This window comes from Vallitalea pronyensis, assembly GCF_018141445.1.
Lineage (GTDB): Bacteria > Bacillota > Clostridia > Lachnospirales > Vallitaleaceae > Vallitalea > Vallitalea pronyensis.
The window spans coordinates 2,090,600-2,105,014 of the sequence record NZ_CP058649.1 but is presented as its reverse complement, the minus strand read 5'-3'; the positions used below and the strand labels follow the sequence as shown (position 1 = coordinate 2,105,014).

Annotated in this window: 10 protein-coding genes; all 10 read right to left on the bottom strand. The window is 37.9% G+C overall.

The window, feature by feature from the left end:
* Positions 1-346: 346 nt before the first annotated feature.
* The 10 genes from HZI73_RS08650 to HZI73_RS08605 all read right to left on the bottom strand — a co-directional run bounded on the left by HZI73_RS08650 (position 347) and on the right by HZI73_RS08605 (position 14,182).
* Positions 347-1,267 carry a carbohydrate ABC transporter permease gene (locus tag HZI73_RS08650; protein ID WP_212697848.1) on the bottom strand — a complete coding sequence of 307 codons (921 nt, stop codon included), beginning with the start codon at positions 1,265-1,267 and terminating at the stop codon, positions 347-349.
* 8 nt (positions 1,268-1,275) lie between these two features.
* Positions 1,276-2,253 (bottom strand): ABC transporter permease, encoded by a 978-nt coding sequence (locus HZI73_RS08645; RefSeq protein ID WP_212697847.1) that lies wholly within the window; start codon positions 2,251-2,253, stop codon positions 1,276-1,278.
* 58 nt (positions 2,254-2,311) lie between these two features.
* Positions 2,312-4,012 (bottom strand): extracellular solute-binding protein, encoded by a 1,701-nt coding sequence (locus tag HZI73_RS08640; protein WP_212697846.1) that lies wholly within the window; start codon positions 4,010-4,012, stop codon positions 2,312-2,314.
* A gap of 110 nt (positions 4,013-4,122) precedes the next feature.
* Positions 4,123-5,661: a response regulator transcription factor gene (locus tag HZI73_RS08635; RefSeq protein ID WP_212697845.1), complete on the bottom strand. Its 1,539-nt coding sequence runs from the start codon at positions 5,659-5,661 to the stop codon at positions 4,123-4,125.
* Entirely contained in the window at positions 5,654-7,444 is a 1,791-nt protein-coding gene (locus HZI73_RS08630) for a sensor histidine kinase (RefSeq protein ID WP_212697844.1), read from the bottom strand. The genes HZI73_RS08635 and HZI73_RS08630 overlap by 8 nt, the downstream gene beginning before the upstream one ends.
* Positions 7,441-8,997 carry a response regulator gene (locus tag HZI73_RS08625; RefSeq protein ID WP_212697843.1) on the bottom strand — a complete coding sequence of 519 codons (1,557 nt, stop codon included), beginning with the start codon at positions 8,995-8,997 and terminating at the stop codon, positions 7,441-7,443. The genes HZI73_RS08630 and HZI73_RS08625 overlap by 4 nt, the downstream gene beginning before the upstream one ends.
* A gap of 19 nt (positions 8,998-9,016) precedes the next feature.
* Positions 9,017-11,425: a GH36-type glycosyl hydrolase domain-containing protein gene (locus HZI73_RS08620; RefSeq protein WP_212697842.1), complete on the bottom strand. Its 2,409-nt coding sequence runs from the start codon at positions 11,423-11,425 to the stop codon at positions 9,017-9,019.
* A 472-nt stretch (positions 11,426-11,897) separates the two neighbouring features.
* On the bottom strand, positions 11,898-12,704 hold the full coding sequence (locus HZI73_RS08615; protein WP_212697841.1) for a MerR family transcriptional regulator: 807 nt from the start codon (positions 12,702-12,704) through the stop codon (positions 11,898-11,900).
* 9 nt (positions 12,705-12,713) lie between these two features.
* Entirely contained in the window at positions 12,714-13,460 is a 747-nt protein-coding gene (locus HZI73_RS08610; protein WP_212697840.1) for an ABC transporter permease, read from the bottom strand.
* Positions 13,457-14,182: an ABC transporter ATP-binding protein gene (locus tag HZI73_RS08605; protein ID WP_212697839.1), complete on the bottom strand. Its 726-nt coding sequence runs from the start codon at positions 14,180-14,182 to the stop codon at positions 13,457-13,459. Before HZI73_RS08605 ends, HZI73_RS08610 begins: the two co-directional genes overlap by 4 nt.
* Positions 14,183-14,415 lie beyond the last annotated feature (233 nt).

The window sequence follows — 14,415 nt, the reverse complement described above, 5'->3', positions numbered from 1 at the left end:
AAAAAAGTATACGATGCCACGTGACCCTATTATTATAAGTAACCCCAACAGACGATTTTTTATAAAACAGGTTACCCTTAACCTAGACTGATTATCTTAAAAAACTATTTACTTTGTAATATTCTAGATGACAATGCATGATACCTTCTATTATACCAAAATTTGATAAAAAAACGAGATTCAAGGAACTAGGTAGCGTCTTATGCAAGTTGTCCATTAGGAAAGTCTCCTTAGCACAAAGGAGAATACTCCTATCTTATTGTGTTAAATTAAGAATTTATTTTAAGACAAAAAATGACCGCCTCATAAATCATGAGACAGCCTCAATGAATTCTATTAATGGTGATTATTCTTTAACGGAACCAATGACCAAGCCCTTTACAAAATGTTTTTGAAGAAATGGATAAACGACCAGAATCGGTACAGCTGCAACAATGGTAATGGCTGCCCGAATGGACATGGGTGTTACCATGTTTTTTGCCGCTTCATTGACGTTCACACCACCCGATGCCATGGATGCATTGGAACTGTTTCTAAGGGATGAGGATAATAGCTTCATCAATTCATATTGCAAGGTGGATAATTCTTGCTTGGAGGATGCGTATAAAAACGTATCAAACCATTGATTCCAAGAACCAACGGCTATAAATAAAGCAATGGTTGCAAGAACCGGCTTACAGAGAGGTATAATAATACTTAAAAAAATCTTGAATTCTGAAGCACCATCTATCCGAGCACTTTCTACCATGGAATCCGGTAAACCTAATATGTACGTACGAATAACAATCATATTAAAGGCATTCACTAACCCAGGAATAACGTAAACGAGGAAATTATTGATTAATCCTAATCCCCTAATAAGAAAGAATACAGGTATTAACCCCGCATTAAAATACATGGTAAAGACAAAGATCATGGTTAAGTGCTTTCTAAATATAAATTCTTTTCGGCTTAACACGTAAGCAATTAACGTGGTGAGAAAAATCCCAAAGCCAACGGACAACACCGTTCTTGCTATGGACACACCAAATGCTCTATAAATGGTGCCTGACGCAAATACAGCGCGATAATTTTCGATGGTCCATACTCTAGGCCATAGGTGAATACCACCTCTTATGGTATCAATACCTGCATTAAAAGATATGGCAATAGTATTGATGAAAGGATACAATGTGACGATACAAAGGAAGAGCATACCTGTGTAGTTGAACACATTAAATACCACATCTCCCATTTTGATTTTTTTATTTCTACCTAATACAACCATGAGATCACCTATATTAACCTTTCCTGCCCAAGTCTTTTGGCCATATTGTTTGCACCAAAAATCAGGATTACGCTCACTAAACTTTTAAATATACCAGCAGCTGTTGCAAGGGAATAGTTGCCGATTTTAATACCATAGTTAAGGGCAAATAAATCAATGGTTTCGGCCCAATCCATGGTCATACCTCTACCCAATAAGTATTGTACTTCCAGGCCTGCCTCTAATATTCGACCAATACTTAAGATGAGTAGTATAACAATGGTTGGCCGAATACCGGGTAATGTAATGTGCCACATTTTTTTAAACCTGCCTGCTCCATCCACTTCAGCCGCTTCATATAGAGCTGGATTAATGGCAGACATGGCTGCTAGGTAGATAATGGTATTCCACCCTAACTCCTTCCATACAGTAGATATCCCTACAATACCCCAAAAATATTTTCCTTCACTTAACCACAGCACAGGCTCTTTTACAATGTTTAGTTCCATTAAGACAACATTAACAATACCCTGTGAACCAAGTACCATGGATACAATCCCTGCCGCAATAACCCAGGATAAGAAATGAGGCAAATAGGATATGGTTTGTACACTGCGCTTGAATAACCGATGCTTAATTTCATTCAGCAACAGAGCCAGAATAATAGCGGTAGTAAAGCCTAATATAAGGTTAATGGTACTCATAGCAAGAGTGTTTCTAAGGACTCTTAAAAACCTTTCATCTAAAAATAATAATCGGAATTGCTTCAAGCCCACCCATACTTGTTCGGTCAGTGCTTTACCTGGTCGGTAATTCTGAAATGCCATGAGCCAGCCCCATAAGGGCAAATAAGAAAATATGATAATGTAGACTAAAAACGGTATGGATATGAGCATAAATTCTTTTTGCTTTTTTATTTGCTTCCAGGTGATGCGATGATGTTTTTTTCTCAGGTGTTTCTTCTTTACTTGATCTTCTACCACCGAACCCATGATTTCATTTTTCATGTCATCTCTCCTAACTCTCCCATTGCCTCTTTCATTTCATCTGTCAATCATGCAAGTGTTACCATTCCTTAAGTCGCTCTTGTATACCTTCATTAATACGACTTTCATAGGCTTTTATATCAATGGACTTGAACTTATCCAGATAATCCTCCCACCCACTATCAAATTTGTCTGGTGATCCTAGGATTAACTGAGGGATGTATCGGAGTTGTGTTTCATGTAATTGCTGTTCTGCCACCGCAGCATCGGTACCATCACCTAGGGGTATCTGCCAAGCTGGGTAGTCTTTTCTATTTTCTGGGGCCCTTCCTAATAGTTCTGAGATATAGTCCACGCCATAAGCGTCTAATAATTCAATATCAATTTCTTTTAGGGCACTACGATATTCATAAGGCTGTGAGCCTGGTGAGAAAGCGTTGCCATCACTAAAGGTTCCTTCTAATTTAGGTAACTGTTCAAAGAATTGTCCCCCCTTATTGGCTAACTTCCAAGCTGTATCCTCTTGATTAAGGCGTTGTTCCTCTGTACGATAGAACATCCCCTTTTCATCTACCATATAGTCTTCTCCTTCAATCCCCCAAGACAGGATTTTCTGCCAATCTTCAGTCAGCAGTGCATCCACCAATTGAATAAAGCGTTCAGGGTCTTTACACTGGTTGGAAATACCAAAACCTCGGTCAATGTTTAATGCACCTCGATCTAAATAATAAGGGGTGATGCTTTCATCATAGGTAATGGCTAAAGGTGCCCATGTTCTTTCAATTTTACCTTGTGCAATGAGGGAATCTCTTGCTGCTGCAAACTGCCATCCCTGATCAAACATACCTAGAACAGCACCTGTTGATAATCGTGCCAAGTACTCATCGTAGTTTTGAATAAATGTGTCTGCTTTGATAATCCCCTTGTTATAGGCTTCGTTTAACTTTTTATAATAAGGCTTTGCTTTATCGGTATTGCAAAACACCTCTGCTACATGGGTTTCAGGATCCACAACAACCCCGCCATCATTTGGGTATCCGGATAATTGAGCAGGAGGATTCTTTAAGCAAAAGGAACGCCAGTCAAAAGAAAGCGCTTCAAAACCTATGGTAGGCTGTCCGTCAATTTCTGGATATTTATCCATATAAGCCTCAATGAGGTCAAAATAGGCGTCCAATGTTTTTACTTCTGGGTAGTTGAATTCCTTTAGCACTTCTTTTTGAATCCAAAAGGCTGGTCCCACATAATCTGTAATAATATAGTCGTTATAGTACCTGCCATAATTAGGTAAAACGTATATATGGCCATCATCCGCTTTTATCTTATTCATATATGGCTCAAAATGACTGTATAAATGAGGTGTTTTATCTTTGGACATATATTCTTCAAGGGGTCTATAGGCACCTGCATTGATAAAATCCTGGGTATTGTTTGAAACAATAATATCCGGGTATTCTCCTGATGCAATCATAACACCTGTTTTTTGGTCTAAGTCACCCACTAAATATTCGAACTCAAAGGTCACACCAAAACGCTCTTCAATCAATGCCATGATCTTATTGTTTTTTGTCAATTGTTGATCCGGTGCACCAATAAAAACGCTATATGTAATGGGTGCTGCGTTCTTAGCAGATGCATCCGTATCACCTGTCTGGTTATCTCCATTTGCATTTCCCAAATGACTTGTATCCACTTCCTTTTTACCACCACAGCCTGTCATGGTTATGGCTAACACCATCATGATTGCTACCATGCTTAATACTCTTTTTTTTACATTCATGGAACTTTCCCTCCTCAACGTTTTCTTGTTTATGTTGGATTACAAGTCCATTATAGATTTCACAACATGTCTCAACAATTGATCAAACCAAAGGTTAACCCCTAAAAATATTAGTTTATGGAACGACGATAAACATATGGTGTTACATGGACAACCTTTTTAAAATAATAAAGATAATGAGCATAATTTTTATACCCTACCTGCTTGGAAATCTCTTGAATACTATCTGTTGTCTCTTTCATAAGTAACATGGATTTTTTAATACGGTATTGATTGAGATATGCCGAGAAGCCCATTCCCCAATGTTTCTTACATTTCTGACCCAAATAATTAGGATGCATATAGAACATACTTGCTAGCTTTTTAAGGGTGATGGTCTCAGATATATGTGCTTCAATGTAGGCTTCAATAGCAGCTATCTCATCATGTTGTGAGGATCTGATCATGTGATGAACTGCATCATAGATGGTATGGATCCCCTGTTCCAAAAATACATATAACCCTTCCATATCCACCTCTTCATGGAGGGATGCTACTTGAAGCTTCGTCATCTTTTGAGCACATATGGCACTTCTTTGCAATAGCATATCGATTAAATCAAAGTAAATATTTAACACCACTTTTTTAGCTGAGATGAGGGATAGATGTTGTTCTTCAAACAGTAAGAAGAGCATGTCTACAACATGGCCCAGCTCCTCATCTCGTTGACCTTCTATCGCCTGTAATAATTGATCCTTTATGATTTGATGGTTAACGGTATTCTCTATTTTGTGGCCTATCTTATCATAAGGGACGCATTTATGAGCACTCTTGTGGTAAATATACTTACAACACTCAACAGCAACATCATAAGATTCCAATATGCTTACCAGCCCCTTGACAGGTTTACCTGATGCCATCTTCACCTTACTGTCTATCTTTTGCAACCATTTACTAAGCCCCTCAAATAATATCATGCTATCTTGTTGGTCATCTAGGGACACACATATACCTCGTGTATGGGGCGATAAATCGACAAGTATACAGGGTTGATGCCATCCCAGATGGTAGATGTATTGAGCTACTACACCAAGTGGCAGAATCTTGTCTTTATGTACTTCTAGGTGAATATATTGCCACATGCCGTTAATGGGATATTGGGCATAAAATCCATTGAGATGTTTAGAAAATGCTATTTCTGTTTTGCTAATCGAAGACAGCAGGTGGTATTTTAATAACTCTTCTATGGAGAGTTCACTTACCTGCCTAGTATTTTTTTTATGTTTAAGTCTCCTGTACACGGCTTGTACAAGGGGGATTAAATCATCATCAAACAATGGTTTTACCAGATATTGCATGACTTTCAATGCCATTGCTTTTCTTGCATAATCAAAGTCTTTGAAACCGCTTAATACGATAATCTCTGCGTCAGGATTAAAACCTTGTATTTTTTCAATAAGCTGTAGACCATTATAAATGGGCATATGAATATCCGTAATAATAAAGTCTGGTTTGTTTTCTTGGATGTACCAAAAAGCCTCTGTCACTTGATGGAATGCACCACCAATTTTAAAACCATAATCTTCCCACTGAATCATTGTCTCAAGTCCTTCTAGAACAAGGGGTTCATCATCAATAAATATCACTGTAAAATAGGTATTATCAACCATTCACAACGCCTCCTTCTATCTCACTTGATGCCCTGTTATGGTCAGGGTTGGGTAAATGAATCATCACCGTGGTTCCTAATTGCAACGCACTCTCAATCTTCATGTGAAAAGCATCCTGATAATTAAGTTTTAACCGCTTGTAAACATTGTTGATGCCAATATTCCCTTGACTGTTATCTTGCAGTAACTCCGCCACCTTTTCCGTTGGCATGCCTACACCATTGTCTTGTATCACCATAACAATCTGTTCCCCAAGACCATAGATACGTACAAGGACTTGACCATTATCCTTACTGGCTTGTATACCATGTTTACAGGCATTTTCAACAAAAGGCTGTATGGTCATTTTGGGGATTTTATAATGCTTAACGGCATCCTCCAGTTCAATGGTATAATCAAACTTGTCTTGAAATCTGAATTTCTCTATTTTAAGGTACATTTCTGTAAAATTAATTTCATCTTCTATGGGCACCATCACATCATCCCATACCAATAACCTTCTTAATGTTTTGGATAAGTACTTAATGATTTCTGTAATGTCTGTGTAGTTTTTACGGTTACAAACCACTAAAATAGCGTTAAGGGTATTGAACAAGAAATGAGGGTCCATTTGGCTCTGTAGATAGTTCAGCTCTGCCTTAACGCTGGCTAATTGATGTTCTTTCTCCCTTAATTCAAAATATAGAACCTTATTGACTAAATCATTGATGCGATGGGTCATTTTATTAAATGAACGCATCAGATACCCAATTTCATCTTTGCCACCATCTTGTCTGATTAAGGAAAAGTCGCTATGCTCCACTTTCTTCATGTGTTTTTGTAGCATATGTATACGTCTGTTATAGGAATTAGAGAAGATATAGATCATGATAATAGAGAGTAGAAAGCTTAACAAACATAAGCCAAAGATTAAGATACCATAATTTTGTATGCGTTTGGATAATCGGCTAGTTGACCCTATACCAATAATGTTCCAATTTTGATTGTCTATTATGGTGATTGTTTTAGTTAACACCTTGTTTTTACCATGATAGATACCCTTGTCAAATACACTTAATTCCTTGCTGTTATTATACAGATAAGCATCATCAGATGTAACCAATATCTGACCCTGTTGATTAACCAGCAAAAATGTCATAAGACTTTCTTTTTGAAGGATATTTTCTATTTTAATCAGATTCACATCTATTTTAATGTATTTTTCATAGGTGTTATATTGGTTAAATTCATCCATTTTTCGTATAAGACTAATTTGCTTATTGCGTTTCTTTTGTATTAACGTGTTTTCTTCAACCCATCCCACAAAAGCACTTTGTTTGTCATATCGTTTGTATTCTTGAAACCATAAACTGTCTTTTGCTTGGTCCAAAGGATAGAAAAAGGCACCAGGATCCATGGTAGGATTATTTGTGAAGACAGATACCTTCACCACATTATTAAAAACGGATTGATATCTCTGAATACTGTCTCTTAGGGTATTATAATAAGCGGCATAATAATCCGATGAAAAGGGATAGGTATAATCCAGTAAAGCATTAAGGCTACGGTCTATGGCTATATCTCTGGCAATGTATAAGCATCCTTCCGATAGAAACATCAAGTCTTTGTGTACCCGATCTAAGGATTGGCTAAGTTCCGTTTCCTCTCTTAGGCGCACTTCTTTTGAAATTCTTGTAAAGAAAACCCCATAGATGATAACCATAGGGATAAGAATAAAGATCATATACACACTAACAAATTTCAGCCGAATAGGAATGTCATCCACTTTTTTGATGAAATTCATCTAATCCCCCCTCTTTGCTCAATGTTTTGATTGCGAAAAACCGTTGGTGAATGTCCTTCTGCCTCTTTAAATTTAAGCACAAAATAATCGGGATTATTAAAGCCTGTTGCATAGGCTACTTCTTTTATGTTCTTATTGGTGTAAAGCAATAATTCTTTTGCTTTTTTCAAGCGTACATGTAGGACATACGCATTGTATTTCATACCAACTTCTTTCTGAAATCGCTGGCCGATATACGTTGAATTGCATTGAAACGTCTTGGATAGCATTTTAAGTTTTATATCTTTGTCATAGTGTTTGTTCACGTATGCTTTTATCCGTTGTATCCTATCGTCTTCGTCCTCATGCTGTTGATGGATCAGATGAATGAGGTGAGATATATCTTTTTTTAAAATCCAATAGCTGGTATAAGCTGTTGGCATGTTACCTGTACGATTACTGATGCTATCTTTAGATTTACATGGCATGGGATGGCTTAAGGTCAGTAATGTTTCTTTGATATGAGCAGCCCAGAGATTCAAAATAGAAGGTTCAATCTTTTCTTCTTTTATTTGGCTAAACATGGCTATCAGTTGATAATCCAATGTTTTCTTAGACATGTAGGGAAGGTCACGTAATAATGGCTGCATGTGAATAGTTGAAATATCTTGACTATACTTTATAGGTATATCCTGATGGCACATGATGATTTTTTGATGTTCCTCATAGAAATGGAGCTTTTTTAACCTTTCTATTTCTTGGTCAATGGATTTGAATGCTGCCAATGTCCTTTTTAAACCGGTTATAAAAGCAATAACCTGATCATCTCTAAGGGACCATCTGTCATAAAACATCTTGTAAATGGACTGAATGGTGTGATTGGTCATACCCATGCCATAGAGAAAAACACCTGCACTCTTGTCATCAAGATCAAAAACCACCAGTTGGATTGGATGACCAACTGATGGTAAGATCTGTTCCAATACTTCTCTTACATCTTCTTTTCTGGAGGTTCTCTTTTCTCCTTGAAACCATAGGAGCGTATAGTGTAACTGTAACGGATGTTGATGATGCAAATTGAGTATCAAGGCTATTCGCTCACATAGAGATGCTTTACACTCTCCCGATACCAAACGCTTCAAACTGGTATGCAGAACAAAATGAATATCCTTTTGTATCCGTTCCTTTTGTGTTCGTTCATCTAAATTACATTGTTTAATGTCTCTAAGAAGAGCATGCATTTCGTCATTGTCGATGGGTTTGAGTAGATATTGAAAGGTTTGAAGTTTCAGGGCTTTTTTGACATATTCAAACTCGCTGTAGCCACTTAATATAACGAATTTTGCTTTCATATTCATAGCATAACATCTTTCAATCAGTTCTAAACCGTTCATAACAGGCATCCTCATATCTGTTATAACCAGATCTGGATTCGTTGTTTGAATAAGCTCATAACCCTCTTCCCCATCAAGTGCCTCACCACATACTTTGAATCCATAGTTCTCCCAGTTCACCATACCCTTTAATCCTTCAAGTACTAGTGGTTCATCATCAATAATAACTACTTTTAACATGAAATCCCCTCCTCTAATCTTAACCCATTATAACAAGCACTTTATGCAGCTTGCCATCTGACATGTTAGGCAGCATGTGTTCATATTGCACCCCATCCATTTCAAGGGTTGCAACACCTTTTGATACATGGTGAGGGTTCTTAACTTCAATGGCATAAGTGGCCTTTCGCCATTTTCTTGTCACATGAAAACCATCCCATGCTTTTGGTATACAAGGGTCAATAATAAGACCTTCGTAGTCTGGTCGTATACCAAGTATGTACTGAGTTGCTGCTTGGTACATCCATGAGGCTGTACCCGATAACCAACTGTTTCGACCCAGACCGAACTGAGGATGTTCATCCCCTAATATGTTTTGAGGGAATACATACGGTTCTACTTCAAATGCATCCATTTCTTCATTCTTATTAACAGGGTTAATACGGTTATAGTAGTCAAATGCCCTATCCCCATGACCCAACATGGTTTCAGCAATAATCACCCAAGGATTAGCATGTAGGAAAATACCACCGTTTTCTTTTGCTCCTGGTGGATAAGTGGAAACACCACCCTTATAGGGGTCGTAACCATCATATCCTGGGTAACTTAATTTGATACCGTGCTCGGTTGCCAGATATGTGTTAACGCTATTCATGGCTTTTTCTGCCCTATCTTTCTCAGCAAAACCAGATAATATGGACCAGGATTGGGCATTGGTATAGATTTTACCCTCATCATTTTTAGAAGAACCCAGAGGATTACCGTCTTTATCGTAATAGCGCAGGTACCATGATCCATCCCAGCAGTGTTGATGATATACTTCTTTCATTTCCCTATAATCCCGTCGATAATGATCAGCAGTCCCTTGTTCTTCTAAAGCTTCCATAAGGGCTATCATCTCCAATAGCAGCTTGCCGTATAAGTTGGCATTAAAGCTTGATTCAGCTCCTTTTGGTAAGTTCACTGTATCGTTCCAATCGGCAAAACCAAGGTAAGGAATACCGTGTGCCCCTACATGTTGTTTTGTAAAAGCTAAACTGCGTTTTAAATGTTCCAAAATCGTACCTGATTCAATGATGCATCCTTCTCTGTCCTTGTCATAGAAAGGCACAACCTTCTTAAGAAATTCAACATCACCTGTTTCTTTTACATAACCGCATACGGTCAAGCCAATCCATAGGTGATCATCACCATAATAATGGTCCCGGTCTTCCATTTCATCTGAATCCCCATTAGTAGCTTCCATGGTTGATGGAAAAAATTGATGCATAGCTGAACCATCTCTTCTCTGAGTGGAAAGTACTTTCACCATCATGTCTATGGTTGTCTCAGGTGCAATACCAACTGCCCCTAAGAGGTCTTGGGATGTATCACGAAAACCAATACCCCGTGCGCCAAGCCCTAATTGATACAGGGATAAGAACCTTGACCAGTTTTTTGTGACCATACACTGTCTGGCGTTGAACACATTTACCAATAGATTCATACTACTATCTGGCGTGATTACTTGAAAGTTATCCAGATAACTGTTCCAATTCTTCTTAACGTCTTCCAATGCTTGTTGGACAAGGTTTTCATCCCGATACTTCTTGATGGATGCTAAGCTCTTCTCGAAATTATCACTTTGTCCAAGCTGCGTTATAAGGGTCACGGTACCATTGGCTTTCACATTGCCCATAACATGAAGTGCTGCCGCCATGTTGTTGCCGCGTTTGGCTTCATAATTACTCAGGTGATCATTTTGTAAGCTCATTGGCTTTTTCCAGCTGCCATAGCCATAGTCGCCAAGAAACCGCTCCCGGTCCGTCTCAAAAGAGTCTATGGGGCAATTGGATGTAAAATAATTCTCCTGTGTACCTTTTCTCATGAAAGCATATTGCTTAATCGTCTTAAGTCCATTGTCTTCTTCTACAACCTCTGATTGCATGGTCTGAGGCACCCAATCAGCATTATTGAACTGTTTCATCGCCTCAAAATGTGAATATTCCACTACAGGAATAATAGCCATCTCAATGGTCTCTGAGCGTTTATTGGTCACTTTGATGCTTCTAATTTCTTGTTCCCCTTGTAAAGGTACAAAGACTGTCACTTCCGTATGGATGCCTTTTATCTCACTCCTATAGGTGGAATAACCAAGACCCACATGACAGGTATACGTGGTATAGTCATCTAAAACAGGGGTATAGAAGGGTGTAATCAACTCATAAGCATCCCCATCTTTGATACGTATGTATAAGGTTGTCCCATTAAAATCTGAAGCAGGTAATTGAGGAATATACTTGGTTATGCGATTAAGAGCAGGGTCCCCTTTACATAAGAGTGCGCCACCTGTTTGATCAATAAAACCTCCAAATTCAAGCCCTCCTATATAATTAATCCATTTCACAGGTGTTTTGGGTGTAGTAATCACATATTCTCTCTGTTTCTCATCAAAATATCCAAATTTCATTTGTAACTCCTTTCTTCTAACACGTGCCATCATTCAATGGTGATAACAGCTATTAAGTGTTTCTTGTATTGCATGTAATAGGCATCCTAAACAAAGCATATATACTATTCCATGACTATTGGTATTTGGGGACTGATTTTATGCCAGTAGATAAGTCAATGTATCGGTCATTATGAGGTGCGAATAAGGTCTATTCCTTGAACATGGTAAGAACCTTTTCATGTAATCGTGATGTCTGGATGGTGTTTAGATATTGCATAAGAACTGTAGATGATTATCTCTTTATTTATTATAACAACAAAGAACCTATAGCAACAGACCTTTTTATATTGTCTCTTGTACAGGTTCTTTCACATTCCCTAACATCTCCTTACCCATGCACATTTAATCTTAATACTTATTATAGTTATTCATCAATGATTATCAAGTCATTAAATCAAAGGTAAACCCCAAAAAAAATGATTCTTTACGATTACTTCTTAATCGGCACTTGAATCTCTGTTAGCCAATCCTCTTTACTCTCTTTATTCCAAATACCATCAATATAAGATTCCCGAGGGTTATCAATGGCTTCATAGCCATTATCTTTAATCCATTGATAGATAAATGTATAGGCTTCACGAAAGGCTTCATAAGGACCTTTGTGTAAGATACATACCGCTGTATCCACTTGGTCAATGACCTTGTATTGAACCATTTCTGACCCTTGACAAAAATCAACGACGGCTTCACACACTTCCACATCAATATCTCTCTCCTTATATTCACCATCATGATAAATACTAAAACAGTATTCAGGTTCTGCACAGACAGCCCCTTGCCGTTTCATTTCTTCTCCCATTTTAGGTATCACATGAAAGTACTCCCCGTAACTGGGTGAACGAAAACGCATGGACGCAACAATGACTTTGGGTAATGTTTTTATGATAGGGTTATAAGCAGCCATATTTTCTCCTTTTAACCGATTCATATAATTTTTAATCTGTAACAATTTCTTTTCTTGTTCTTCTACGGCATCTCTTAGTTCCTTTTCTTTTAATTTAAGGAATACTTGAGCACTAACAGGGTTGTCAACAATTTGCTGTATATCGGTTAAGCCTAGCCCCATTTGTTTAAGGGTCATAATTTTATGCAGGATAGGTAATTGTTCACTGGCATAATAACGATAGCCTGTCAGGTCATCCACATGGGCAGGCTTCAATAAACCTATCTCATCATAATGTCTAAGGGTTTTGGTTGTGATACGATTCATTTTAGAAAACAAGCCAATTTTATACATAATCTCTCCTTAATCGAAGGTATACTTAAAAGTCTTTATGGATATAAGCATACCCATAATTGCTGTAAAAATCAATATGATTATGGATACCGTAAAACTTCCTATTGGTTCACCCAGGGAGACACCTTTTAATAATTTTATACCATGGGTTAAAGGCATTACTTGTGCAAATGCCTGAAGACCTTTTGGCATCACTTCATAGGGTACCGTTGCACCAGATAGAAAAATCATTGGAAAATAGATAATGGTACAGAGCAGATTGACCGTTTTAATGGAGTCGGATATACTGGCTATACACATCCCTAAAGCATAAATTGACGCTGTAACGAGTAAATATGTCAGTATAAATTCAAGCACAGACCCTATCATGGCATACCCAAACGCAAGCTTGGCAATAAGATATACGATGACAGAGGATAGGATTGCAAAAACCAATTGACTTAGGACTTGGGCAAATAGCAGGTTCATGGGTGATGTTGGTGTTACTTGGAAACGTTTGAGAACTTTCTTCTCCCGATAGCTGGTGATGGTTAAAGGAATACCCATTAATCCTGTAGCACATATTCCAATGGTGATGACCCCACCAAAAGCTTGCTGGATTTTTGAGTATGATGCTTGCTCAACCATCTCTCCTTGATAGATAACACCCAGCAGTAATATGAGTCCTGCTGGTAATAAAATACCGAATAATACCCCTGAGAATTCCCTTATGGCTAAGATGCACTCCGTCTTAAATAACACACGAATTGTTTTCATCGCTTCCCTCCTACAGCCCCTATATAATGAAGATAGGCTTCTTCTAGATTCTTAGCATCTGACTTTTGAATAATTTCGTCTGGTGTCCCACTGATAACTTGTGCACCGTTATGGATAATGAGCACTCGATTACAGAGGGCTTCTACTTCATCCATATAATGGGATGTTAAAAATATGGTGACACCTTTTTCTTGTAATAACCTCAAATAATACCATACTTCACGCCTGGCTTGAGGGTCTAGTCCCGTTGTAAGTTCATCCAGAAAGACAATCTTAGGGGAATTGATAAGGGCTAATACAACGGATAATTTCTGTCGTTCACCACCTGATAAGGAGGAAACCAACTGATTAAGCTTACTTTCTAATGAAAACTCCTGTATGAGAACACGCCAATCCACTGTGTGTACATAGAGAGATGCCATCAATTCACACATTTCTTTCACTTTAATACGATCCGGGTAATGGCTGGCTTGAAATTGTACACCGATCTGTTGAAACAGTTCTTTGTTATAGTTGCCCAGCTTTTGGCCTAATAACTCCACCTGCCCTTCGTTTTTTGCTTTGGTGCCTAACACACATTCTATGGTTGTTGATTTCCCTGCCCCATTAGGCCCTAGCAGACCAAATATCTCACCTTTCTCCACCGCTAGGTTAAGTTTATGAACAGCTATTTTATCCTTATATTTTTTCGTTAGGTTCCTTATATGAAGGATATTCTGCATCTTGACTCACCCTTTCTTATCTGTCGTACATCCAAGTCTACACATTGCCGTAAGGGTAAAGTCAAGTTATATTTTTTTTTGTTATATACATTAAGCTTAATAATAGCCCCTAAGCACAATAGATGATTACCATCATAAAGATTTCTTCATCTAAAAAGACCTCAACGATTGATATTTAAATCGTTAAAGCCTTTTCTTATCACTTAACCTTATATTGTAAATAGATACCTACA

Bases quoted from the DNA above. Each gene is read 5' to 3' on its own strand.
- HZI73_RS08650 (WP_212697848.1), bottom strand. From the start codon at position 1,267: ATGGTTGTATTAGGTAGAAATAAAAAAATCAAAATGGGAGATGTGGTA.
- HZI73_RS08645 (WP_212697847.1), bottom strand. From the start codon at position 2,253: ATGAAAAATGAAATCATGGGTTCGGTGGTAGAAGATCAAGTAAAGAAG.
- HZI73_RS08640 (WP_212697846.1), bottom strand. From the start codon at position 4,012: ATGAATGTAAAAAAAAGAGTATTAAGCATGGTAGCAATCATGATGGTG.
- HZI73_RS08635 (WP_212697845.1), bottom strand. From the start codon at position 5,661: ATGGTTGATAATACCTATTTTACAGTGATATTTATTGATGATGAACCC.
- HZI73_RS08630 (WP_212697844.1), bottom strand. From the start codon at position 7,444: ATGAATTTCATCAAAAAAGTGGATGACATTCCTATTCGGCTGAAATTT.
- HZI73_RS08625 (WP_212697843.1), bottom strand. From the start codon at position 8,997: ATGTTAAAAGTAGTTATTATTGATGATGAACCACTAGTACTTGAAGGA.
- HZI73_RS08620 (WP_212697842.1), bottom strand. From the start codon at position 11,425: ATGAAATTTGGATATTTTGATGAGAAACAGAGAGAATATGTGATTACT.
- HZI73_RS08615 (WP_212697841.1), bottom strand. From the start codon at position 12,704: ATGTATAAAATTGGCTTGTTTTCTAAAATGAATCGTATCACAACCAAA.
- HZI73_RS08610 (WP_212697840.1), bottom strand. From the start codon at position 13,460: ATGAAAACAATTCGTGTGTTATTTAAGACGGAGTGCATCTTAGCCATA.
- HZI73_RS08605 (WP_212697839.1), bottom strand. From the start codon at position 14,182: ATGCAGAATATCCTTCATATAAGGAACCTAACGAAAAAATATAAGGAT.